The organism is Marinobacter vulgaris, from assembly GCF_003344045.1.
Lineage (GTDB): Bacteria > Pseudomonadota > Gammaproteobacteria > Pseudomonadales > Oleiphilaceae > Marinobacter > Marinobacter vulgaris.
Genome location: NZ_QFWX01000006.1, coordinates 222951 through 245908 on the forward strand (window position 1 = coordinate 222951; position 22958 = coordinate 245908).

The 22958-nt window shown below is 58.8% G+C and carries 19 protein-coding genes; 6 read left to right on the forward strand and 13 right to left on the reverse strand.

Annotated elements, in window-relative coordinates; translation table 11 throughout:
* Positions 1-54: 54 nt before the first annotated feature.
* Complete coding sequence (gene serA / locus DIT71_RS14525; RefSeq protein WP_114614087.1) at positions 55-1284, reverse strand: phosphoglycerate dehydrogenase; 1230 nt, start codon at positions 1282-1284, stop codon at positions 55-57.
* A gap of 180 nt (positions 1285-1464) precedes the next feature.
* Here serA and DIT71_RS14530 point away from each other — a divergent pair, with 180 nt between their 5' ends.
* The 3 genes from DIT71_RS14530 to DIT71_RS14540 are packed head-to-tail and all read left to right on the forward strand — an operon-like array spanning position 1465 to position 4130.
* Complete coding sequence (locus DIT71_RS14530; RefSeq protein WP_114613936.1) at positions 1465-2868, forward strand: FAD-binding oxidoreductase; 1404 nt, start codon at positions 1465-1467, stop codon at positions 2866-2868.
* 41 nt (positions 2869-2909) lie between these two features.
* Positions 2910-3416 carry a DUF2244 domain-containing protein gene (locus DIT71_RS14535; RefSeq protein ID WP_114613937.1) on the forward strand — a complete coding sequence of 169 codons (507 nt, stop codon included), beginning with the start codon at positions 2910-2912 and terminating at the stop codon, positions 3414-3416.
* Positions 3417-3449: 33 nt separating this feature from the next.
* Positions 3450-4130 carry an SIR2 family NAD-dependent protein deacylase gene (locus DIT71_RS14540; protein WP_114613938.1) on the forward strand — a complete coding sequence of 227 codons (681 nt, stop codon included), beginning with the start codon at positions 3450-3452 and terminating at the stop codon, positions 4128-4130.
* Here the strand turns inward: DIT71_RS14540 and DIT71_RS14545 are convergent.
* From DIT71_RS14545 to DIT71_RS14560, 4 genes are all read right to left on the reverse strand, one after another.
* Positions 4119-5432 carry an ABC1 kinase family protein gene (locus DIT71_RS14545; RefSeq protein ID WP_114613939.1) on the reverse strand — a complete coding sequence of 438 codons (1314 nt, stop codon included), beginning with the start codon at positions 5430-5432 and terminating at the stop codon, positions 4119-4121. The genes DIT71_RS14540 and DIT71_RS14545 overlap by 12 nt on opposite strands.
* Before the next feature lie 69 nt (positions 5433-5501).
* Entirely contained in the window at positions 5502-6164 is a 663-nt protein-coding gene (locus DIT71_RS14550) for a fumarylacetoacetate hydrolase family protein (RefSeq protein WP_114613940.1), read from the reverse strand.
* 9 nt (positions 6165-6173) lie between these two features.
* On the reverse strand, positions 6174-6716 hold the full coding sequence (locus DIT71_RS14555) for an adenine phosphoribosyltransferase (RefSeq protein WP_114613941.1): 543 nt from the start codon (positions 6714-6716) through the stop codon (positions 6174-6176).
* A gap of 27 nt (positions 6717-6743) precedes the next feature.
* The gene (locus DIT71_RS14560) at positions 6744-8042 is read right to left on the reverse strand and encodes an NCS2 family permease (protein ID WP_114613942.1); all 1299 of its coding nucleotides are present in this window, start codon (positions 8040-8042) and stop codon (positions 6744-6746) included.
* A 302-nt stretch (positions 8043-8344) separates the two neighbouring features.
* Here DIT71_RS14560 and DIT71_RS14565 point away from each other — a divergent pair, with 302 nt between their 5' ends.
* Together DIT71_RS14565 and DIT71_RS14570 are read left to right on the forward strand one after the other, a co-directional pair.
* Positions 8345-8911 carry a BLUF domain-containing protein gene (locus DIT71_RS14565; protein ID WP_114613943.1) on the forward strand — a complete coding sequence of 189 codons (567 nt, stop codon included), beginning with the start codon at positions 8345-8347 and terminating at the stop codon, positions 8909-8911.
* 140 nt (positions 8912-9051) lie between these two features.
* Positions 9052-10032, forward strand: a complete 981-nt coding sequence (locus DIT71_RS14570) for an NADPH:quinone oxidoreductase family protein (protein ID WP_114613944.1) — start codon at positions 9052-9054, stop codon at positions 10030-10032.
* Between the two features lie 479 nt (positions 10033-10511).
* On the opposite strand, the gene DIT71_RS14575 is transcribed toward DIT71_RS14570, so the two are convergent.
* The 8 genes from DIT71_RS14575 to DIT71_RS14610 all read right to left on the reverse strand — a co-directional run bounded on the left by DIT71_RS14575 (position 10512) and on the right by DIT71_RS14610 (position 22089).
* Positions 10512-12341 (reverse strand): long-chain-acyl-CoA synthetase, encoded by a 1830-nt coding sequence (locus DIT71_RS14575; RefSeq protein WP_114614088.1) that lies wholly within the window; start codon positions 12339-12341, stop codon positions 10512-10514.
* A gap of 25 nt (positions 12342-12366) precedes the next feature.
* Positions 12367-13194 carry an SDR family oxidoreductase gene (locus DIT71_RS14580; RefSeq protein WP_114613945.1) on the reverse strand — a complete coding sequence of 276 codons (828 nt, stop codon included), beginning with the start codon at positions 13192-13194 and terminating at the stop codon, positions 12367-12369.
* Complete coding sequence (locus DIT71_RS14585; protein ID WP_114613946.1) at positions 13191-15197, reverse strand: acetyl/propionyl/methylcrotonyl-CoA carboxylase subunit alpha; 2007 nt, start codon at positions 15195-15197, stop codon at positions 13191-13193. The genes DIT71_RS14580 and DIT71_RS14585 overlap by 4 nt, the downstream gene beginning before the upstream one ends.
* Before the next feature lie 338 nt (positions 15198-15535).
* Positions 15536-16354 carry an enoyl-CoA hydratase/isomerase family protein gene (locus DIT71_RS14590; RefSeq protein ID WP_114613947.1) on the reverse strand — a complete coding sequence of 273 codons (819 nt, stop codon included), beginning with the start codon at positions 16352-16354 and terminating at the stop codon, positions 15536-15538.
* Positions 16355-16377: 23 nt separating this feature from the next.
* Entirely contained in the window at positions 16378-17538 is a 1161-nt protein-coding gene (locus DIT71_RS14595) for an acyl-CoA dehydrogenase family protein (protein ID WP_114613948.1), read from the reverse strand.
* Positions 17539-17638: 100 nt separating this feature from the next.
* A complete protein-coding gene (locus tag DIT71_RS14600) occupies positions 17639-19255 on the reverse strand; it encodes an acyl-CoA carboxylase subunit beta (RefSeq protein WP_114613949.1) in 1617 nt (538 codons plus the stop codon).
* A 10-nt stretch (positions 19256-19265) separates the two neighbouring features.
* Positions 19266-20132, reverse strand: a complete 867-nt coding sequence (locus DIT71_RS14605; protein WP_114613950.1) for an SDR family oxidoreductase — start codon at positions 20130-20132, stop codon at positions 19266-19268.
* A 151-nt stretch (positions 20133-20283) separates the two neighbouring features.
* On the reverse strand, positions 20284-22089 hold the full coding sequence (locus tag DIT71_RS14610; RefSeq protein WP_114613951.1) for an acyclic terpene utilization AtuA family protein: 1806 nt from the start codon (positions 22087-22089) through the stop codon (positions 20284-20286).
* A gap of 158 nt (positions 22090-22247) precedes the next feature.
* On the opposite strand from DIT71_RS14610, the gene DIT71_RS14615 reads away from it, so the two are divergent.
* Positions 22248-22871, forward strand: a complete 624-nt coding sequence (locus tag DIT71_RS14615) for a TetR/AcrR family transcriptional regulator (RefSeq protein ID WP_114613952.1) — start codon at positions 22248-22250, stop codon at positions 22869-22871.
* The last annotated feature ends 87 nt before the right edge of the window (positions 22872-22958 follow it).

Genomic DNA, 22958 nt, shown 5'->3' on the forward strand with positions numbered 1-22958 from the left:
AAGCCGGAGCCTGCTGGCCGGCCCCGGCTATCATTATTCCTGAAGCGGTCAGAATCAGAACAGCACACGGCAGCGGATGGTGCCTTTCACTTTCAACAGCTTTTCCAGTGCCAGCTCGCCGTATTCCTTGTCGACGTCGATCACCACATAGCCAATATTTTCCGTGGTCTGCAGGTACTGGCCACAGATGTTGATGCCGTTCTCCGAGAACACCTGGTTGATTTCCGACATCACGCCCGGCACGTTTTCGTGGATATGCAGCAGGCGATGCTGATTCGGGTGCGAGGGCAGGGCCACTTCCGGGAAATTCACGGACGACACCGAGGTGCCGTTGTCGCTGTACATGGCCAGCTTTTCCGCCACTTCGCGACCAATATTTTCCTGGGCCTCGATGGTGGAGCCGCCAACATGCGGCGTCAGGATCACGTTATCGAACTCCCGCAGCGGGGAAATGAACTCCTCGTCGTTGGACTTGGGCTCAACCGGGAAAACGTCTATCGCGGCGCCGAGGAGCTTGCCGCTGCGCAGTGCATCCGCCAGGGCGTCAATGTCCACCACAGTTCCCCGGGAGGCGTTCATCAGGATGCTGCCCGGTTTCATCTGGGCAAACTGCTCGGCTTTGAACATGTACTTGGTGGCGGGCGTTTCCGGCACGTGCAGGCTGACCACGTCGCAGGTGTTCAGCAGCTCCTGCAGTGTGCCGACCTGGGTGGCGTTGCCGATAGACAGTTTGGACACGACGTCGTAGTAGTACACATCCATTCCCAGGCCTTCTGCCAGAACACTGAACTGGGTGCCGATATTGCCATAGCCGATGATGCCCAGCTTCTTGCCGCGGATTTCATAGCTGTCCTTGGCCGACTTCAGCCATTCGCCGCGATGGGCCTTGGCGTTTTTCTCGGGCACGCCACGGAGCAAAAGAATTGCCTGGGCAAGAACCAGTTCGGCCACGCTGCGCGTATTGGAGAAAGGCGCGTTGAAAACAGCGATGCCGCGGCGGGTTGCGGCCTGGAGGTCTACCTGGTTGGTGCCAATGCAGAAACAGCCCACGGCCACCAGCTTCTGGGCGGCGCTGAACACCTTCTCGGTCAGCTGGGTACGGGAACGGATACCCACGAAATGAGCATCGGCGACTTTGTCGACCAGCTCGTCTTCGCCCAGAGAGTGAGTCAGGTACTCGATGTTCGTATAACCTGCGGCGTTGAGTGTATCAATGGCGGACTGGTGTACGCCTTCCAGCAGCAGGATGCGGATTTTGCTCTTTTCAAGAGACGTATTTGACATGGGCTTGCTTCCGAACCTTTCGTCACATGAAATGACCCGTGAGCGCCGCGGTTGGCGGGTAGGCTCACAGAACAGGGGCGGTATGATACCATAAACGCAGACTTTCACAGCGCGCCGGGTTACCTGAATCAACTTCGTCTGCCGGCGCCCTGAATCACCCATAGTGAGATCGGATAATCCATGAATTCTGAACAGATCGTTGCCTCCCTCAAAGCCCTGATGGAAACGGGCCAGACCCCCGGAAAAGTACTGACCGACGCGGCTGACCTGGAAAACTACGGCAAGGACTGGACGAAGATCTATCCGCCGAAACCGGTGGCTATTGTGCTGCCAAAAACCACCGAGCAGGTGCAGGCGCTGGTGCATTTTGCCAACGACAACCAGGTGGCTCTGGTGCCCTCCGGCGGCCGTACGGGCCTGAGTGCCGGCGCCGTGGCTGCCAACGGCGAAGTGGTCGTGGCATTCGACAACATGAACCAGATCCTGGACTTCAGCGCCAGTGACCGCACCGTCAGGTGCCAGGCCGGTGTGGTGACCGAGCAGCTGCAGAATTTTGCGGAAGAAAACGGCCTTTACTACCCGGTGGATTTTGCATCCGCCGGTTCCAGCCAGCTGGGTGGCAATCTGTCCACCAACGCCGGTGGCATCAAGGTGATTCGCTACGGCATGAGCCGTGACTGGGTCGCCGGCCTCAAGGTGGTCACCGGCAAGGGCGATATCCTCGATCTGAACAAGGACCTGGAGAAGAACAACACCGGCTATGATCTCCGCCACCTGTTTATCGGCGCGGAGGGGACCCTGGGCTTTATCACGGAAGCCACCATGAAGCTGTCCCGCACGCCGGACAATCTCACCGTGCTGGTGCTGGGTCTGAATGACCTGACCAACACCATGGACGTTCTGCAGACGTTCCAGAAGCAGATCGACCTCACCGCTTACGAATTCTTCTCCCACCAGGCCATGGGGCACGTACTGGCTCATGGGCAGGTGCAGGCACCGTTTGAAACCGAGGCGCCATACTATGCGCTGCTGGAGTTCGAGGCGGTGTCTGATCAGGTGATGGACGACGCCATGACACTGTTCGAGCAGTGTGTCGAGAATGGTTGGGTGCTGGATGGTGTTATAAGCCAGAGCGAAACCCAGGCCAGGAACCTGTGGCAACTGCGGGAGCGCATTTCCGAGTCCATTGCGCCGCGTACCCCGTATAAGAATGATATATCTGTGGTGGTTTCCAGGGTTCCGGGATTTCTGCAGGAAATCGACGCGGTGGTGACCGAGCATTATCCGGATTTCGAGATCATCTGGTTCGGTCACATCGGAGACGGCAACCTGCACCTGAATATCCTCAAGCCGGAAGACATGGCCAAGGAAGATTTCTTTGAGAAATGCCAACAGGTAAATAAATGGGTTTTCGAGATTGTCGAACGCTACCAGGGCAGTGTATCTGCCGAACACGGCGTTGGCATGACCAAGAAGGCGTATCTGGAGTATACCCGCAGCGCTGCTGAGATTGCCTACCTGAGGGGCATCAAGCAGGTCTTCGATCCCAACCGGGTTATGAACCCCGGCAAGATCTTCGACTGAAGTCATTCCGGTGACGCGGGTGGTTCCCGGGAGTAACCGCAATGGTAGAGCAGCTTTCCCGACGTGAAGGCGACTGTTTTCTCCTGACACCCAATCGTTCCATGAGCTGGAAGGGGAACATCCGCATCTGGCTGGCAGCCTTCATTCTTTCTATGTTGATCTCCACCGGTATGCTTCTGGTCGGAGCCTGGCCGGTGTTACCGTTTGCAGGCCTGGAACTGACGGCTCTGGCGGCCGGTTTCTACTACACCTCCCGCAAGTGCCAGAAGCGGGAAGTGCTCACCTTCTCCCAGGAATTGATACGCCTGGAAAAAGGCCTGACCCATAAGGAGAAAGAGTGGGAACTGCCCCGGCAGTATACCCGCGTCTGGCAGGATGTACCCCGGCATCCCTGGACGCCTCCAAAGCTTCATCTCCAGTTCCGGGGCGAAGAGATTTCCCTGGCGCCGTTCCTCAATATTGATGACACCGAGGAACTGGTTGCTATCCTTGAGAAGAAGGGGCTCAGAGTGGAAAAACGGCGCAGGCCGGAGAAACTCTGGTTCTGAGGCATATCCCGAAAACAGTGAAAGCGTTGCTCTATGAAAGATCACATCGTGGTTCTCACCGGCGCCGGCATGAGTGCCGAAAGCGGGCTCTCCACCTTCCGTGACAACGGCGGGCTGTGGGAGCAGTACAGCGTGTATGACGTTGCCACTCCGGAGGCTTTCGCCCGCAACCAGGAGCTGGTGTTGCGCTTTTACAATGAACGCCGGTGCCAGCTCGAGTCCGCACAACCCAACGACGCCCATCGCCTGCTGGCGGAGCTGGAGCAGCATTGCCGCGTCACCATCATCACCCAGAACGTGGACAACCTGCATGAGCGCGGCGGGTCCAGCAACGTCATCCACCTGCATGGCGAGCTGACCAAGGCCCGCAGCTCAAAGCATCCTGAACTGGTCTACGACATCGGGTTTCGGAATATCCATCCCGGCGACACCTGTGAACGCGGTGCCCAGCTTCGGCCCCATATTGTGTGGTTCGGGGAAGAGGTTCCGATGATTGAGGTGGCAGCGGAGATAGTGCCCACCGCCGATCACCTGCTGATAGTGGGCACATCCCTGCAGGTCTATCCCGCGGCGGGTCTGGTGGACCTGGTGGGCTTCGATGTGCCGGTTACGGTGATTGATCCGGGGGAGCCGGCAAGCCTCTCCAGGGCGAAGGTGATTCGTAAGGGTGCCAGTGAGGGTCTCGCGGAATGGGTGAGCGGGCTAGGACTCTAGCCCGAGGTATTGTTCCAGCTCTTCGCGGAACGCTGCCTGCACTCCCAACCGCTTCATCATCCAGTAATGCCCGGCAATCATGCGGTCGATAAAAATGCTCTCTACCGGTGGCTTGAAGTAGTCCAGGTACTTGAACACGGTGGTGGTCTTGGCGGCGACGTCCTTGTGGAGCTCGGACTCGGCGAAGTCGTAGGGGGTATCGCTGTTGAACGGCTGGATGAGAATATCCCGCCACATGGCGTAGTAGGCCTCGTCCACCGCGGGCTGGCTTTCCACACGCGCGCCGAGAGCAATCAGGTGACGGTCCAAGGCGGCGTAGTCTTCCTCCAGCGCGGATACCAGAGCGTTGCGATAAGCCTCAATGATTTCCGGCTTCAGTTTCTTCACGCAGCCGAAGTCGTACAGAATGACGGTGCCATCCGGGCGGTACGCGAAGTTACCGGCGTGAGGGTCGCCATGGATGCACTGGTAGCGGAACAACTGGTCCGCCATCATGGTAAAGATGCGGTGGCCGATCAGGTTGATGGTGTCCTGATTGTATTTTTCAGGTGTGACCTGGCTGATGTGATCACCTTCCACCAGTTCCATGGTCAGAACCCGCCGGGAAGAGTGACTTTCAAATACTTTCGGGATAACAATCCAGTCGTCATTGGCATGGAATGACTGGAACAGCTCCAGGTTGCGCGCCTCGTTCTCGTAATCCAGCTCTTCTTTCAGCCTGACCCGGATTTCGCCGAACAGCTGGTCCACGTGTTCCTTTGGCATCCTCAGCAGACCGCCCAGTTTCAGGGCCATGCGCAGTTGTTTCAGGTCGCTGTCGCAGGACTCGTCCACCCCGGGATACTGGATCTTGACGATTACGTCGGTGCCATCGTACAGGCGGGCCCGGTGGACCTGACCGATTGATGCGGCGGCGTAGGGTGTTTCCTGCAGGTATTCGAACAGCTCAGACACCGGCTTGCCCAGTTCACTCTCAACCTGGGCAACGATCACCTCAAAAGGCATGGGTGGCGCTTCTTTCTGGAGCCGCTCCAGAGCGTCGGAGAATTCCTTGGGCAGGAAGTCCTGGGTCTGGGACGCGATCTGGCCGACCTTCATCACCGCACCCTTGAGCTCACCCAGGGTGTCGACAATCTGATCCGCCATGCGGGTGTAGCTTTCGGAGCGGGCGCCTTCGTTGTCCTCCTCGCTGCGAAAAATTCGGCGCGCACGCTGGCCGGCATATTGCCCGGCCACGGAAGCCGTCATGCCTGCCAATCTGAAGAATCGCCCGCTACGGGTGGTCACTGGTTTTTTTGCCATGCCTGATATACGTCCTGAAAAGCCGATGGACCTGAGGTTAGTCGTAATCTTGCGCGACCGGGCTCCAGACTAAAGTACGGTGGTCTCCACAAACAAGGCATCTTCCAGTTCCAGTGATAATATCTGCCCCGATTCCAGCGGCCCTACGCCTTTGGGCGTGCCGGTCAGGACCACGTCGCCGGGCATCAGGGTGAACTGGGTGCTCATATGCGCAATGAGAGGCACGATCGGATTCAGCATGTCCCGGGTGTCTCCGGTTTGCTGGCGTTGCCGGTTGATGTCGAGGGTGAAGATGAGGTGATCACGCCGCAGCAGGCCAATGGGTACAAATGGTGACAGCGGGCAGGCTCCGTCAAAGGACTTGGCTCTTTCCCAGGGCTGGCCCTTTTCCTTGAGCCGGGCCTGCAGGTCCCGCAGGGTCAGATCCAGAGCCAGACCGTAGCCAAGAATGGCGCCCTCGGCCTCGCTGACAGAGGCGTTGGTCAGCGGACGGCCAATCAGTACCGCCAGTTCGGTTTCGAAATGGACCGCGCCACGATCGCGAGGAAAGTCCAGGGGGCGGGTAATATGCACCGCCGATGTTGCCGGTTTGATAAACAGCAGGGGCTCGTCCGGCACCGGGTTGTTCAGTTCCCGTGCATGCTCCGCGTAGTTGCGGCCAATGCAGACAATCTTGCCCAGCGGCAGGTGCACCGGGGTCCCGTCTTTCCAGTGGTGCTGATAATCAGGCATGGTTGCCCTCTAGTCGCCCTCGAATGAGCAGACAGTATAAACCTTCAGCCCTTCGTCCTGCAGCTTGCGTGATCCGCCCAGGTCGGGGAGGTCAATCATCGCCGCCACTTCCACGATCTCTGCGCCAATGCGGCGGATCAGGCGCGAGGCAGCCAGCATGGTGCCCCCCGTGGCGATCAGGTCATCCACCAGCACCACGTTGTCGCCGGGTTTGAAGGCATCCTTGTGCAGTTCCACCGAGGCGGTGCCGTATTCCAGTTCATAGTCCTCCACCAGGGTATCGAACGGCAGCTTGCCTTTCTTGCGGATCAGCACCAGTGAGGCATTGAGCTCGTAGGCAAGGGCAGAGCCGATAATGAAACCGCGGGCATCGACTGCGGCAACGGCATCGATCCGGTGGCCGTGGTAACGGTGAACGAAGGCATCAATCAGCTTGCGGAATGCGGTTCTGTCCTGCAGCACGGTGGTGATATCGCGAAAGGCGACCCCTGGCTTGGGCCAGTCAGGCACCGTGCGAATGGCTTTCTTGATGCTTTCTGCAAAGTAGTCCATAGCGGGTCCGGGCTCTGGAGACGCAGCTTAAGCCACGTCCAGGAAGGTGAATTTCAGGATGAAGACGATCGCGATAATGACCACGCTGGCGTTCAGATCCGACCAGCGACCGCTCAGCGCCTTAAGGATGGCATAGGTGATGAAGCCCAGCGCAATGCCGTTGGCGATGGAAAACGTCAGCGGCATCATCAGTGCCGTCACAACCGCCGGTGCAGCTTCGGTGACATCGTCCCAGTCTATCAGTTTCAGGCCGCTGGCCATCAGCACGGCCACATACAGCAGGGCAGGGGCTGTGGCATAAGCCGGGATAATGCTGGCAATGGGCGACAGCAGCAGGCACGCCATGAACAGGGCGCCCACCACGACAGCGGTCAGGCCGGTGCGGCCACCGGCGGAGATGCCAGCGGTGGACTCGATATAACTGGTGGTGGTGGATGTACCGAGGGCGGCCCCGGACATGGTCGCCACGGAATCGGACATCAGGGCACGGCCAAGGCGCGGCAGCTTGCCGTTTTCATCCAGCAGTCCACCGCGTTGGGCTGCGCCGATCAGGGTGCCTGAGGTGTCGAACAGGTCGACGAACAGGAAGGCAAAAATAACGCTGATCATGCCCACATTGAACGCACCGGCCAGATCCAGCTGCATGAAGGTCGGGGCCAGGCTGGGCGGGGCGGAAACAAAGCCGTCGTATTCCACCATGCCCATTGCCATTGCCGCGGCGGTCACGGCAATGATGCCAATCATCACCGCACCGGTGATCTGGCGGAACGACAGCGCGCAGATCAGTACGAAGCCGCCGAAGAAAAGCAGGCTTTCGGCCACTTTAACGTCGCCAAGACCAACCAGGGTGGCGGGGTTATCAATAACGACCCCGGCATTTTTCAGTGCAATCAGCGCCAGAAAGAAGCCGATACCGGCTGAAATGCCGAAGCGCAACGAAAGCGGGATGCTGTTGATGATCCATTCCCGGACCTTGAAGAGGCTCAGCAAAAAGAAGATGAAACCGGAGATGAACACGGCTCCCAGTGCCACCTGCCAGCTGTAGCCCATGCTGCCGACCACGGTGAACGAGAAGAAGGCGTTCAGGCCCATGCCCGGTGCCAGGGCAATCGGGTAGTTGGCCCAGAGTCCCATGATCAGGGTGCCAATGGTGGCCGCCAGACAGGTGGCAACAAACACAGCACCGAAGTCCATGCCGGTGGCAGAGAGAATGCTGGGATTAACCACGATGATGTAAGCCATGGTCAGGAAAGTGGTAAAGCCCGCAATCACCTCTTTACGAACGGTGGTACCATGGGCCTGGAGCTTGAATAAACGTTCGAGCATGACGGATGCCTGCCTCACAGGATGCTGAATGGGGGTTGGGCAAATCTTTTCAGGAGCTGGGCTAAAAAAACGGCAATGTTACCGTCTGGAGCCGCCAACGCCAAGGAACGATTGAGTGTTGGCAGGGTAGACCAAAAGGTTAGCCGATTCACCCCCCCGGAAAGGTGTAGGGGTGGAGCATTTTGAGGAAACCCGGTAGCGCCCGGTAGGCACCGATATACGAATGTCTATGATCCATCTTCAACGCCGGGCACGTATTTCAGAGTCAACTTGAACGTTTCCCGCAGTCCGGAGTGAGTATTATGTCCCTGATTCGCCTGGCTTATGCCAGTGAAGCCACCTTCAAGGCAAAGCCCGTGGAAAAGGGCGTAGAGCCCAATGTCGCGCGGATTCTGATGGAATCCCGAAGAAACAACGCGAAAAATGAAATTGTTGGCGGGCTCTACTATGGCGACGACCAGTTTTTTCAGTATCTGGAAGGCGAGGAGGAAGCCGTTGGCAGGCTATATGACCGGATTGCCAGGGACGAACGGCATCGCAATGTGGTCATTCTGCTGGAAGAGCCGATTAAACAGAGAACCTTCACCAACTGGTCCATGAAGTACGTTCCGCTATCATCCGATGTGAACCGGTTCCTGGATAGCCAGGGAATGGACACGTTCCGCCCGTCCGAATTTAATCGCAGTCAGTGCGAGGAAATGGTCACCCTGATTCGCAACTCCAGCCAGGAAGGTCGGGTGGTCAGCCATGATGGCGCGCGCAACGACCGTAACAAGCAGTCTGTTATTCCCAAAGGTATTCTGATGGGGCTCATCGCGGCCGGTATATGTCTGGTGGGTGCCATGGCCTACGTAAGCACCATGCTTTAGTAGCGGATCACCGGGAATATAAGTAAAGCTTATCCGGTTGGATAAAACTTCTTTATTTGCTTCATGGCGCGACTCTGTTTAGGTTGATGACCATCAACTGCAGTCATCCTGTATCGACCGTCGATTAACGGAGTCAGAACATGAGAGCGATTCTCTGCAAGGAATACGGCCCCGCGGACAAGCTGGTGATCGAAGACATCGCCAGTCCCGTTGCGAAAGGCCATGGCGTCAAGGTGCGGGTCAAGGCCGCCGGCCTGAACTTTCCAGACACCCTGATCATCGAAGGCAAGTATCAGCTCAAGCCGACCATGCCGTTTTCTCCCGGCGGAGAAATGTCCGGCGAGGTGATCGAAGTGGGCGAGAAAGTAACCCGCTTCAAACCGGGCGACCGCGTTGCCGGCCTCACCGGCTACGGTGCCTTCGCAGAGGAAGTTGTGGTTCCCGAACAGAATATCCTGCCCATCCCTGAATCCATGTCTGACGAAAAAGCTGCGGCTTTCTCCATGGTTTACGGCACCTCCTATTACGCCCTCAAACAGCGGGCCAACATCCAGCCGGGTGAAACCCTGCTGGTACTTGGCGCCAGTGGTGGCGTTGGCCTGGCCACGGTGGAACTGGGCAAAGCCATGGGCGCCCATGTAATCGCAGCCGCCAGCACCGCCGAGAAGCTGGCGGTAGCCAGGGAAGCCGGTGCCGATGAGCTGATCAACTATACCGAAGAGCCACTGAAAGACGCCGTGAAACGGCTGACCAACAGCAAAGGCGTGGATGTCATCTACGACCCGGTGGGTGGTGAATTCACGGAACAGGCATTGCGTGCCATGGCCTGGAACGGCCGCCACCTGATTATCGGCTTCGCCGCCGGCGACATCCCCAAGATCCCGGCCAACCTGACTCTGTTGAAGGGCTGTTCGGTAGTGGGTGTGTTCTGGGGCAGTTTCACCCAGCGTGAGCCTAAAACCAGCGCCCAGAATATGATGGAGCTGCTAAAACTGTTCTCCGAGGGCAAGATTGATCCGAGAATCAGTGAGGTTTACGATTTCGAGGATTACGAGAAAGCCCTCGGGGCGCTGACCGGGCGCACAGCTACCGGGAAGATTGTGCTTAAGGTTGGTTCTTGAGGTCTGGCGTCAGAACTGGGCCCTAGCCTGTATGTTGTGGTGGTTGCACCGGTGGGGAGCCCCTCCCAAAAAACGCTTCAAGCACATCCATGTGCGCTTGGGCTCCGCCATCCATGGCTCCGCACATTTTTGGGAGGGGCTCCCCACCGGTACAGGCAAAGCATGGGAGGTATCGCCTTGCTATTGTAGGTCGGATTAGCGAAGCGTAATCCGACTCTTTTCGTGGCGTGGCATCCATTTGTCGGATTACGCTTCGCTAATCCGACCTACGTGGTTTGCCTTGACCGGTATATCCCCAAGGTTTGCAAGCTGTGGCTGAGGGGCCCTCCACAAAATGTCTCCGGCCAGGGACGGCCGGAGTCAAGCGCACATGGATGTGCTCGTAGCGTTTTTGTGGAGGGCCCCTCAGCCACAGCTATACGCCAAATCCGGCAGGCTAGGGCCAAATCAACCAGGCACCACTCAATTACCAGGAAAACTCAAAACCGAACCTCCCCGGCATCAATCTCCGCCACCAGCTCAGGTGTCAACGGGGTATACCCCTCCGTCCCAGGCAACCACGCATAAACCTGCTCCCCCGGCTTGTCGATGGAATAGCCGGCTTTCTGGATATCCACCTTGCGGTATTTGAAGGTGCCCGTCTTCTCGATGGCACTGGTCACCCGCACGAAAACCGGCACCGCATAGGGCGGCAGGTTGTCGGTCAGGTAACGGAACAGTCGGTTTGCATCGAACGCCTCGCCACTGCAGTGGGGTACTAGCGTTACCATGCCGGCCTTGCCGTTGGTGTCGGGGATCTCTACGCCGAAGACAATGGCCTCCTCAACCATGCCTGAGCCATCGAGGATGTTTTCCACTTCCGTGGTGGATACGTTCTCGCCTTTCCAGCGAAAGGTGTCGCCCATGCGGTCCACGAACTGCAGGTGCCCGCAGCCGATCTGTTTTAATACATCGCCGGTGTTGAACCACTGGTCGCCTTTGCTGAAGGCATCTCTCAGGATGGATTTTTCCGTGGCGTCCTTCTGGGTATAGCCTTCAAAGGACCAGGTCTTGGTGATCTCGCTGATCAGCAGCCCCGGCTCGCCTTTCTCCACCTCCTGCATAAAGCCATCACCATCACGGACCGGGTCGCGGGTACCATGGTGGAATTTCACCAGCTTGTAAGGTGCCGTGGAAAACCCGACGGTGTTGTCCAGGTTAAAGAAATTGCTGAAGCCGATGTTGCCCTCGCTGGAGGCGTAGAGCTCCGCCACGGTTTCAATACCGAAGCGCTCCTTGAACTCCTTCCAGATGGACGGCCGCAGGCCGTTGCCGATCATCTTGGTGAGCTTGTGATTCCGGTCCTGGTCGCTGGCTGGCTGATTGAGCAGGTAGCGGCAAAGCTCGCCCACGTAGCCAAAAGCGGTGGCGTGGAAGTAGCGTACGTCGTCCCAGAAGGCGCTGGCGGAGAACCTGCGGCGCAGGGCAATGGCGGAACCGCCGGCCAACACCGAGCCCCAGCAGATAACCAGTGCCGTGCCATGGTAAAGGGGCAGGGTGCAGTAGAGGATATCGTCTGGCTTCATGTCCAGGGACATCATGCCGAAGCCGCCATAGGCTTTCATAAACTTGCGATGGCTACCGGGCGCGGCCTTGGGCAACCCAGTGGTGCCGGAAGTGAACAGATAAACAGCGGTATCGCCCATGGTGGGCGGATCCACAGGTCTGGGGGGGGTGTTGCTGTAGGCGCTGACCTGTGCCGCCATGTTCACGTAGCCGTCCGGCGCTTCGCCAAAGATGTTCAGGGTGTTGGTGTCGGCCAGGTACAGGAAGGCTTTGGGATGGCCCGTGTGGATGTCGGCTCTGACACCGTCAAAGCTGTCCACCAGTTCTTCGCCGACAACGATCATCTTGGGACTGATCAGGTTGATACTGTGTGCCAGAACCCGGCCTTTCTGGGAGGTGTTAAGCATGGCGCAGGCCACACCAATCTTGGCGGCGCCCGCCACCACCGCCAGCAGTTCCGGACGGTTTTCCAGGAGGATGGCAATGGCATCGCCCTTGATCAGCCCCTCGGCTTTCAGAAAGCCGGCAATGCGGTTGCTCCACTGGTCGAATTCGTGCCAGGTAATGCTGCGGTCTTCGTACAGAATAGCTGTGCGGTGGCCGTGTTTTCTGGCGTTACGTTCCACCAAAGTGCCAAGGGTCAGGTCTTTCTTTTTGTCTTCGATTGAGTAGTAGTAATAGCCTTTGGCAATAGCGGGTAACCGCCGGAGTATTCCCGGCAGGCTGCGAGCAATGTCACGTGGGGATATGCTGTCCCGGGTCATGGGGTCATCCATCAGGGCTCCGGGGCTAATCCAGGAACAGGTCCGGCATCAGCGGCTTGTCGCCAGCCTGGTACCGGTAATGTTCAAAATCCGTGACGCCATCGGCTTTCAGAATATCTTCATCAATGACCGACTGGCCGGTCATCCTTTCGGCAGGGCGGCTGAGAATGCTCAAGGCCGCGTCTGCCATGATTTCCGGCTTGCGACCCTGGGCCATCATCTGCGGGCCGCCCACTTCAAACTCGATGGCGGCGGTGGCGATCAAGGTTTTTGGCCAGAGGGTGTTCACGGCGATGCCATAGCGCCGGAACTCTTCGGCCATGCCCATGCTCAGCATGGTCATGGCGTATTTGGTGGTGGTGTAGGGTCCGTACTGGGCGAACCACCTGGGGTCGAGATTCAGGGGCGGTGACAGACTCAGGATATGGGCCTGGTCCGATTCTTTCAGCCAGGGCAGTGCTGCCTGGCTGCAGACAAACACCGCGCGGGCATTGACCTGATGCATCAGGTCGTAACGGCTGACCTTCAGGTTCTCCACGCCGGTCAGTTTGATGGCGCCGGCGTTGTTCACCAGCGCATCAATGCCGCCAAAGTGGGCCGCGGCTTCGTCCACACGCTGGCGCACCAGGTTTTCGTCCCTTACATCCAGCACCAGGGGCAGGGCCTTGCCGCCGGCTTCCCGAATTTCCTCAGCCACACTGTGAATCGTGCCTGGCAGCTTTGGATGCGGCTTGTCAGACTTGGCTGCGATCACCACATTGGCGCCCTCCCTGGCGCAGGCCAGGGCAATGGCCCGGCCGATACCCCGGCTGCCGCCGGTAATAAAAACGGTTCTGCCTTTCAGTGTGCTCATTGTCCGGTCTCCTCGGATTTGGCGTCAGCAATGGATTCGCCGGCAGTGATGTCCACCAGCAGCTGACTGCGTTTTACCTGGTCGCCTTTCGCAGCCAGGATCTCACTCACTGTGCCATCGCGATCTGCTTTTACCGGGTGCTCCATCTTCATGGCCTCCAGTATCACCAGGGTGTCGCCCAGTTTCACCGCCTGGCCGGCCTGCACCAGAACATCGATAATAGCGCCGTCCATGGTGGCTTTGATGCGGCCACTGCCACTGGCGGCAGACCCGCTGGCAGGCTGATGGGTAACGTCTCGCAATGCGATCGCCTGTCCGGATACCTGCAAATACAGTTGGTCGCCGCGGCGGTAATACTGGCATTGCTGGCGAATGCCATTGTCGGTAATGCAAAGCAGGTCATCACTGATGCTTTCAAGGTCGAGTTTGTACTGGTGTTCGCCACTGGTTACCGTAAAGTGGTTGCCGGCACGACGCACCAGCAGCTCCAGGGTGTTGTCTCCGGCTTCCAGCTTCATCGGCGTGACTGTGGCCGGCGCGTTGCTCCAGGACGTATTCATATCATAGCGAGCCGCACCGGGGTCTCGATGGCCATGGCTGAATACGCAGGCGGCCAGCGCCAGTTCGCGAATGCCGGTCTCCTGCGAGGTCAGCGATGGATCGTCGCGGAATGCCTGTTGCAGAAACGCCGTGGTGGCTTCGCCTGCGCCGAAGGTGTCATCGGCAATGATGCGGCTGAGGAAATAGCGGTTGGTGGTCACGCCAAATACGGTGGTGTCTTCAAGCGCCCGCAGCAGCCGGCGGCGGGCTTGGTTGCGGTTGGCTCCCCAGGCAACCACCTTGGCCAGCATGGGGTCGTAATGGGGTGTTACGGCATCGCCGGAGCGAACACCGGTATCAAACCGCAATCCTTCGCCTTCCGCAGGCCGGAACTGGTGCAGCGGTCCGGTCTGTGGTGTAAACCCGTTGGCCGGGTCTTCTGCGTACAGACGTACTTCAATGGCGTGGCCGTTTAACCGGATCTGGTCCTGTGCCAGCGGCAATGGCAGACCTTCGGCCACGGACAGCTGCCAGGCCACCAGGTCCTGCCCGGTGATCAGCTCAGTCACCGGATGCTCCACCTGCAGGCGGGTGTTCATTTCCAGAAAATAGAAGTTGCGGTCCTTGTCGACCAGGAACTCGACCGTGCCGGCGCCTTCGTAGCCACAGGCCAGGGCCGCCTTTACGGCCGCCTCGCCCATGGCTTGCCGGAGTTCCGGCGTAACGAAAGGTGAGGGCGCTTCCTCGACCACTTTCTGGTGCCGCCGCTGAACCGAACAGTCCCGCTCGCCGAGATAGACCGCGTTGCCATGTTGGTCGGCAAACACCTGGATCTCGATATGGCGGGGCTCGATAACTGCTTTCTCCAGGATCAGCTCATCATCCCCAAAGGCCTGCCTGGCCTCGGAACGGGCGCGCTGGATGTTGTCGGCCAGTTCCTCTCCCTTATCCACCAGTCGCATGCCCCGCCCACCCCCGCCGGCGGAAGCCTTGATCATCAGCGGGTAGCCAATGTTTTTGGCAGCGCCGATCAGTTCCGTATCGCTGGCATTATCACCTTCAAACCCGGGCACCACCGGCACGCCCGCTTCCTGCATCGCAATCTTCGACCGCCGCTTGCTGCCCATCAGCTCGATAGCCGCCTCGGGCGGCCCCACAAACACCAGCCCCGCATCTTTGCAGGCCCTGGCAAACCCGGAATTCTCCGACAGGAACCCATACCCCGGATGCACACAATCCGCCCCGCTCCTGACCGCCGCCTCTATAATAACCTCGGCCTTCAGGTACGAAGCCGACACCTGAGCCGGACCGATACAAACCGCCTTATCGGCCATTTCCACGTGCAGCGCAGTGGCGTCCGCTTCGGAATAAACCGCCACAGTGCGGTAGCCCAATGACTTCGCGGTCTTGATCACCCGTACGGCGATTTCGCCTCGGTTTGCTATTAGGAGCTTTTTTAGCATCGGTATGCTCTCTTGCTTGGGTGGTTGTCGCATTGTTGCGAAGGGTGCTTTGGTTCAGAACACGCCGTGAATACGTCCATGTAGGCTCGTAAAAAACATCCATGTTTTTTACGGTCCTGAACCAAAGCACCCTTCGCAACAACGCTCCTTCCAACTTTTGTTATTGCATGCCCGTTTGTTAATTTATGAGCGTTTTGCACGGTGCTCGGGGCGGGGTTGATCAGGCTTTCCGGGACTGTCAAAAACATGGATGTTTTTGTCGAGCGTACAGGGATGTATTCACCGCGTGTCCCGGAAAGCCTGATCAACCCCGCCCCTCCACCAAAGCCTAAAAAACGTCACTCACCAGAAGCCCACGACGGAGCACGTTTCTGCATAAAGGCAAGAGTCCCCTCGGAGCCCTCATCACTGCGAATAGCTGTGGCAAACTTCTCGGCCGCGCTGTCCAGAAGGCCGCTCATGGACTCATGGCCTGCGCGGTGCAACAACGCCTTGGTCTCCGCGGTCGCATTGGGCGCACACATCCGGACCCGCTCCACCGCCTGGCCCAGCAGCTCATCAATCTCTACTTCCGACTCGGCCATCTGATGAACAATGCCGAGCCTGCAGGCCTCCTCGGCATCCACCCGCAAGCCCAGCAACGCCAGTCGCCGCGCCTGGGTCAGCCCGATGCGCTCCACCACAAACGGCGCAATCTGCGCGGGAATCACCCCGAGGGTGGTCTCCGGCATCCCGAACTTCGCCGACGGCCCGGCAATGGCCACATCCGACACGCAGGCCAGCCCGAAGCCGCCGCCTATTACGGCACCCTCGGCGATCGCAATCACCACCTTCGACGACTCGTTCACCTGCTGAATCATCTGTCCAAACGCCCGCATCAGGCGGTAAAACGGATCTTCCTCGCCCTCGGCCGGCTTCTGCCCCCGGGCGCCCGCCATGTCCTTGATATCTCCCCCGGCACAAAAATGCCCGCCAGCACCACGAAGAACCACGGCACGGATGCTGGTATCACCCTCAATCTGGCTGAACACCGCCGAAAGCTCCGCTACCATTTCCAGGCTCATGGCGTTGCGAACGTCCGGCCGGTTAAGGGTGACATGCAGGGCGGGGCCCTGCTTCTCCAGAATAAGCGTTTCGCAGTGAAGTAATGTTTCCATAAGTTTGACTCCAAAACTGAAAATCAGTCGCGTTGCTTTCCAGGCAAAGTCCCCATCATCTTGCAGATAATGCCCAGCATGATTTCGTCAGCGCCACCCCCGATTGACACCAACCGCACATCCCGGAAAGCACGGGACACCGGGTTCTCCCACATATAACCCATGCCACCCCAATACTGCATGCAGCTATCGGTCACCTCACGCCCCAGTCGCCCGGCCTTCAGTTTGGCCATCGACGCCAGCTTGGTGACATCCTTGCCTTCGATGTGAAGCTCACATGCCTGATAGGTCAGGGCGCGCAGTGCCTCGACTTCGGTTTGCAGTTCCGCCAGGCGGAAATGAATCACCTGGTTATTGATCAACGGCTGGCCGAAGGTCTTGCGTTCGCGGCAATATTCAATGGTCTTGGTGATGCACTGTTCCAGGGCCTTGATGACGTTGGCAGCACCCCAAAGCCGCTCCTCCTGGAACTGTAGCATCTGCATCATGAAGCCGGTGCCCTCGGCGCCGATGCGGTAACGCTGGGGTACACGGACATCGTCAAAATAGATCTCAGCGGTCTCGGACGAACGCATGCCCAGCTTGTTCAGGTGCGGGCTGAACGAGATGCCTGGCGTGTTCATGGGAACCACGATCAATGATTTGTTCTTGTGGGGCTTGTCGTCGGAGGTGTTGGCCAGCAGGCAGATGAAATCGGCTTTGGGGCTGTTGGTGATCCACATTTTGGAGCCGTTGATGATGTAGTCGTCGCCATCCTGCTTGGCGGTGGTCTTCATCCCGGCCACGTCGGAACCGGCGGCAACTTCGCTGACACCGATACACCCCACCATGTCGCCAGCGATGGCCGGGGCCAGGAAGGTGCGTTTGAGTTCATCGGAGCCGAAGCGCGAAATAGCCGGTGTACACATGTCGGTCTGAACACCGACGGCCAGGGGCACGCCGCCACAGTGAGCGGTGCCCAGCTCTTCTGCCGCCACCAGGTTATAGCTGTAATCCAGCCCCATGCCGCCGTACTCTTCCGGCTTTTGAATGCCCAGAATCCCGAGGTTGCCGAGTTTCTTGAAGATGTCGTGAATCGGGAACTCGCCGGCTTCTTCCCATTCGTCGCAGTGGGGATTAATTTCCTTCTCCACGAAATCGCGGACGGTTTTTCTCAGGGCTTCGTGTTCGGGGGTGAATTTCACTTTATTGTTCTCCTGATTGTTAGTCCGTGCCTGTGTTGTGTTGGTGCACGTTCTTGAGCTTGGGTGGCGGCTGTGTGGGCGGGCCTCATCAAAGACCGAATCAAAGGCGGGCCACACCAAATGAATTGGGCCGCAACTGCCGGGCCTCCGCCTCACGACAGACCGAGAGCACCAGGGCCAGAACCCGCCGGGTATCCCGCGGATCGATCAGACCGTCGTCCCACAGTCGCGCTGTGCCGAACAGGGCCGTGGAGCCGTCTTCCAGTTTCTTGGCCGTGGCCTGCTCCAGGAAATCCAGGGTTTTCGGGTCCGGCTCCATGCCGCCCCGGCGCTGTTTGTCTTCGGCCACGATGCGCATCACTTTGCCCGCCTGTGCCGGGCCCATGACCGCTGTGCGGCTATTGGGCCAGGCGAAGATGAATCTCGGGTCCAGGCCGCGCCCGCACATCGCATAGTTACCTGCACCATAGGAACCGCCGATGACAATTGCGACCTTTGGTACCCGACAGTTCGCCACTGCCTGGATCATTTTTGAGCCGTGTTTGATGATGCCGTTCTGCTCCGAGTGAGTGCCCACCATGAAACCGGTGGTGTTGTGGAGGAACAGCAAGGGCGTGCCGGCCTGGTCGCAGAGCTGTATAAACTGGGCCGCTTTGGTGGCACCAGCCGGGGTGATGGGGCCGTTGTTGCCGATGATGCCCACCGAATGGCCTTCAATTCGGATGGTGCCGCACACGGTCTGATCGTCGTAGCCGTTCTTGAAATCCATGAATTTCGAACCATCGGCGATGCGGGCCAGAATTTCGCGGACGTCGTAGGGCTTTTTGGCGTCGCTGGGGATCACACCTATCAATTCTTCAGCCGGGTAAAGTGGCTCTTCCCATTCCGGTTCCCGGGCCGGGGGCAATTGTTCGTTCCAGGGCAGGGCTTCGAGAATATTGCGGGCATGGCGGATGCCGTCAGCGTCGTCTTCAGCCAGGTATTCCGCCGTCCCGGCAACCTCTGCGTGCATCTGCGCGCCACCGAGTTCCTCGTCGGTGGCGACTTCGCCGGTGGCAGCTTTCAGCAGGGGAGGGCCGGCCAGGAACATCTTGGCCTGCTCCCGCACCACGATGACGTAATCCGACAGCCCCGGCTGGTAGGCACCGCCGGCGGTGGCATTACCATGAACCACCGTCACCTGCGGAATACCAGCGGCAGACATCCGCGCCTGGTTGGCGAATCCGCGGGCGCCCAGCACAAAAATATCCGTGGCGTAATTCAGGTTGGCGCCGCCGCTCTCGGACAGCGACACCACCGGCAGCTTGTTCTCCATGGCGATCTGCTGCAGTCGCAGGGTCTTGTCCAGGCCCGCCGGTGTTATGGTGCCGCCCTTGATGGCACTGTTGCTGGCCACCACCAGGCAGCGAACACCACTGACATGGCCGATACCGGCAATGATGCCGCCACCGGACATGCTGCCGTCCTTGTCATCGTGCATCTTGTAACCGGCCAGTGAGCACAGCTCCAGAAACGGCGTGCCCCGATCCAGCAAACGGTTGATACGGTCACGGGGCAGCAGCTTGCCGCGCTTGATAAACTTCTCCCGTGCCGCTTCGGCAAGGTCCAGAACCTTCTGTTCCACATCCCGGAAAGTGGCGATATGAGCTTCCATCACCTCCGCATTGGCGCGAAAGTCATCCGACTGGGGATGAACGGTGGACTCCAGTACCTGCATTGAATTCTCCTCAGTCGTCGCTCAGAACTTTAGGCGTGACCGCCCGATGGAAACCGTTGAAAGGCTCATTGTTCTTCGCCTTCGGGAAAGGCCAGACACGCCCGCCCTGGGACGCCGCCCCATCAACCCGCAGGCAATCCCCACTGATAAACGCCGCTCCCGGACTCAGCAGAAAACAGATCGCCGCACTGACCTCGGACTCCGTACCCATGCGCTTGATCGGCACGTTATCCCCCAGGCTGCGAATCCACTGCTTCATATGCTCGGGATAATTATCCATGCCACTGGAGGCAATCCAGCCGGGCGCCACCGCATTCACCCGCACTCCGGAACAGCCCCATTCGACGGCAGCCGTCTGGGTAAAATTCACCATCCCCGCCCGGGCGGCACCGGAATGCCCCATGCCGGGCATGCCGCCCCACATATCGGCCACAATATTCACGATCGCCCCGCCGGTTTTCGACAGCGCCTGCGTGTAAGCCTCACGGGCGATCAGAAAGCCACCGGTGAGATTGGTACGAACCACCGTCTCCCAGCCTTTCTGGTTAATGCTCGCAAGAGGAGAGGGGAACTGCCCGCCGGCGTTATTCACCACACCGTTCAGCCCACCATGTTCGTGAATAATGGCCTTGACGGTCGCCTTTACTGACTCTTCCTCGCGGATGTCACACACGTGAGCGGAAGCAACACCACCGTCCTCAGTAATCTCTGCCTTCACCGCCTCAACTTTCTCGGCCTTGCGCCCAACCAGCGCTACCCGTGCACCGAGTGCGGCAAGTTCATGGGCGGTACAACGCCCAATTCCCGAACCTCCTCCCGTGACAATGAAGACCTGGTCCCGAAAGAGATCCGGATGAAAAATAGACTGATAACTCATGTCAAAAATCCTCGAAAAGTTCAGGGCGCTCCGGTGGGAGGACGTGTCAGGGACCGTCAAAAACATGGATGTTTTTGTCGAGCGTACAGGGACGTATTCACAGCGTGTACCTGACACGTCTTCCCACCGGAGCGCGTGCACCCAAGCCAGATTAATCAAGCAGTTCAGCACGAACCGGCACAGGAAGCTCGAGCAACTGCTGGGCAAACGCTTTGCCCTGAGGGTCAATCCGCAAACTGGCCACGCCACCCCCACCAAGACTGTGCTCCAGCAGGAAGTTGAACCCATGGAAGCCCGGCATTGACCAACGGGTAACCCGACCATGCTCAGGGTCCAGGGTATGAACCATCCACTCCGCCACCGCCAGTTCCGTCAACGCCGCCTCGATAAACGGCACAAACTCCGGCTTGCGGGCAATCACCCCGATATTGGTGTGATCTCCCTTATCGCCACTGCGCGCCCACGCCAGCCGGATCAAAGGCACGGTCACATCGGTGGCTGGTGCTGCAGAACTGGAAGGCTGCGACTCAAGTTGAGCCGGCTCGAATCCGCCAGCGGTATCCACCGTGACGGACTGCCTGTTGCCGTCAAGGTCCACGGCAACCGAGACTTCCGTTTTGGGAACCAGGCAGGAATACAGCCGGATCTTCGGCCACACCGTTGGCCGTCCACCCACAATGCCGGTAATTCCCGGTGCCATCCCCGTCGCCGCCTGGGCAATTTCCCGGGAAAACAGCACCAGTGCCTCTTTCTTTGCATGGGCGGTACTGATCTTCACCACCACCTCACGACAGTCTCCCATGCGTCCGTGGGCACCATAAGTGGTCTCGGTGCCCAGCAACTCGATACTGGTGTCCGTGTAGTCCGGCAGGCCACGCTCGCTGAACATGCGCGACGTCTTTGCCAGGATTGCCTCGGCCACCGTCTGAGCTTTGGCCCTGGCGTTCATGCCAGCGAGCAGGAAGGTAACCGTGCACTTGAAACCGTCCGGCCAGGTGCCGGACACTTTGTAGCTGTCCGTCGGTGGCAGCCCTTTCGCGCCACCAACCCGCACCTGATCCGTTGCGACTTCTTCGAGAGTGACATCGGTAAAATCACAGGTCACATCCGGTAACAGGTAGGCTCTCGGATCGCCAATCTCGTAGACAAGCTGCTCCGCTACCGTACCCCGGGACACCTGGCCGCCGGTGCCTTCCGGTTTGGTCATGGTGAACTCGCCGGTCTGGGAAACTTCTGCAATGGGGAAGCCCATATCGGCATAGCCGTCTGCCACTTCTTCCCAGTCGGTAAAGTTGCCACCGGTGGACTGCGCGCCGCACTCCAGCAGATGTCCGGCAAGACTGCCCTGGGCCAGTCTGTCGTAATCGCTCCAGCGCCACCCGAACTCATGCACCAGCGGTGCCAGTACCAGGGCGCTGTCGGCAACACGGCCGGTAATGACGATATCGGCGCCCTGTTCCAGTGCGGCCACCAGCCCGGGCGCTCCCAGATAGGCGTTCAGGCTTACCATCATCGGTGGCATCGGCTGGCCGGTAGACATCTCGGTGGTGCCGGCGTCCGCCAGTTGCTTCTTCTTGGGTAACAGGTCATCGCCCATCACCAGGGCAATTTTCATATCCACGCCGGCCTTTTCGCACAGCACCTGCAGGGCGTCGCGGCAGGCCACGGGATTGACACCGCCGGCGTTCGCCAGCACCCGGATACCTTTCTGTTTTATTTCATCCAGTAATGGCCCCAACACCGTCTGCACGAAATCCCGGGCATAGCCCTGGCTGGGGTCCTTCATCTTCTGGCCGGCCATGATGGACATGGTGATTTCTGCCAGATAGTCCGCCACCAGATAATCAATGTTGCCTTTGCGAACCAGTTGAGCCGCGGCGGTTTCAGTATCGCCCCAGAAGGCGGCGGAGCAGCCGATGCGGACGGTTTCTGGGCTGGAACGATGGGGGTCGGGCATGTCTTCACCTGTTAGCGGCAGTCGCAAAGCTCCTGGGAGCGGCGTTGTCTAAGAGTCTGTCAGAGATGAGGCTGACAATACCAAGCAAGCGCTTGGTTTGTAAACAGGCAAAATCAGGATAGAATTGGCGTTCTTCTGTTCTCTGGCTGGAAAACACTGTGAATCAAGACTCTATCCTGCGCGCGCTGGTTGCTGACAACCTGGTTTCCGATCCCACCAGCGCCCGCGGCCGGCTGCTTCACGAGGCCGCCAGGCTGTTTCGTGACAAGGGGTATGAGCGCACCACGGTGCGGGATCTGGCGGCCGCCGTCGGTATCCAGTCTGGCAGTCTGTTTCACCATTTCCGCACCAAGGAAGAGATCCTCAAGGCGGTAATGGTGGAAACTATTCGCCTCAATACCGCTCTGATGCAGGCGGCAGTGGATGCGGCTGAAACTGATCGCGACAAACTGCAGGCACTTGTCCGGGCGGAGTTAGAGTCCATCAATGGGCAGACCGGTGAGGCCATGGCGGTATTGGTGTTCGAGTGGCGCAGTCTGTCAGAAGCCTCCCAGGCCTATGTGCTGAGGCTTAGGGACATTTATGAACAATTATGGCTGGATGTTTTGGAGGCCCTGCGCCACGCTGGCATGCTGGCTGCGGAGCCGTTTGTGGTGCGCCGCATGCTGACCGGAGCCCTGAGTTGGACCGTGACCTGGTACCGGCCCGATGGCGGGCTGACGCTGGATGATCTTACCGAGCAGGTGGTTGCCATGATGGGTCTGAAAGCCTCCCGGGCGTGATTGCAGTCTTTGGGTCTGATGAAATGTTTGCAACGTACCCGATGTTGCAATGTTAATCAGATAGTATGCGGGACAGTAAAAGCAGTT

Bases quoted from the DNA above. Each gene is read 5' to 3' on its own strand.
- DIT71_RS14600 (WP_114613949.1), bottom strand. From the start codon at position 19,255: ATGCAGGTACTGGAGTCCACCGTTCATCCCCAGTCGGATGACTTTCGC.
- DIT71_RS14605 (WP_114613950.1), bottom strand. From the start codon at position 20,132: ATGAGTTATCAGTCTATTTTTCATCCGGATCTCTTTCGGGACCAGGTC.
- DIT71_RS14580 (WP_114613945.1), bottom strand. From the start codon at position 13,194: ATGAGCACACTGAAAGGCAGAACCGTTTTTATTACCGGCGGCAGCCGG.
- DIT71_RS14610 (WP_114613951.1), bottom strand. From the start codon at position 22,089: ATGCCCGACCCCCATCGTTCCAGCCCAGAAACCGTCCGCATCGGCTGC.
- DIT71_RS14545 (WP_114613939.1), bottom strand. From the start codon at position 5,432: ATGGCAAAAAAACCAGTGACCACCCGTAGCGGGCGATTCTTCAGATTG.
- DIT71_RS14540 (WP_114613938.1), top strand. From the start codon at position 3,450: ATGAAAGATCACATCGTGGTTCTCACCGGCGCCGGCATGAGTGCCGAA.
- DIT71_RS14530 (WP_114613936.1), top strand. From the start codon at position 1,465: ATGAATTCTGAACAGATCGTTGCCTCCCTCAAAGCCCTGATGGAAACG.
- DIT71_RS14575 (WP_114614088.1), bottom strand. From the start codon at position 12,341: ATGACCCGGGACAGCATATCCCCACGTGACATTGCTCGCAGCCTGCCG.
- DIT71_RS14555 (WP_114613941.1), bottom strand. From the start codon at position 6,716: ATGGACTACTTTGCAGAAAGCATCAAGAAAGCCATTCGCACGGTGCCT.
- DIT71_RS14590 (WP_114613947.1), bottom strand. From the start codon at position 16,354: ATGGAAACATTACTTCACTGCGAAACGCTTATTCTGGAGAAGCAGGGC.
- serA (WP_114614087.1), bottom strand. From the start codon at position 1,284: ATGTCAAATACGTCTCTTGAAAAGAGCAAAATCCGCATCCTGCTGCTG.
- DIT71_RS14560 (WP_114613942.1), bottom strand. From the start codon at position 8,042: ATGCTCGAACGTTTATTCAAGCTCCAGGCCCATGGTACCACCGTTCGT.
- DIT71_RS14535 (WP_114613937.1), top strand. From the start codon at position 2,910: ATGGTAGAGCAGCTTTCCCGACGTGAAGGCGACTGTTTTCTCCTGACA.
- DIT71_RS14570 (WP_114613944.1), top strand. From the start codon at position 9,052: ATGAGAGCGATTCTCTGCAAGGAATACGGCCCCGCGGACAAGCTGGTG.
- DIT71_RS14565 (WP_114613943.1), top strand. From the start codon at position 8,345: ATGTCCCTGATTCGCCTGGCTTATGCCAGTGAAGCCACCTTCAAGGCA.
- DIT71_RS14585 (WP_114613946.1), bottom strand. From the start codon at position 15,197: ATGCTAAAAAAGCTCCTAATAGCAAACCGAGGCGAAATCGCCGTACGG.
- DIT71_RS14550 (WP_114613940.1), bottom strand. From the start codon at position 6,164: ATGCCTGATTATCAGCACCACTGGAAAGACGGGACCCCGGTGCACCTG.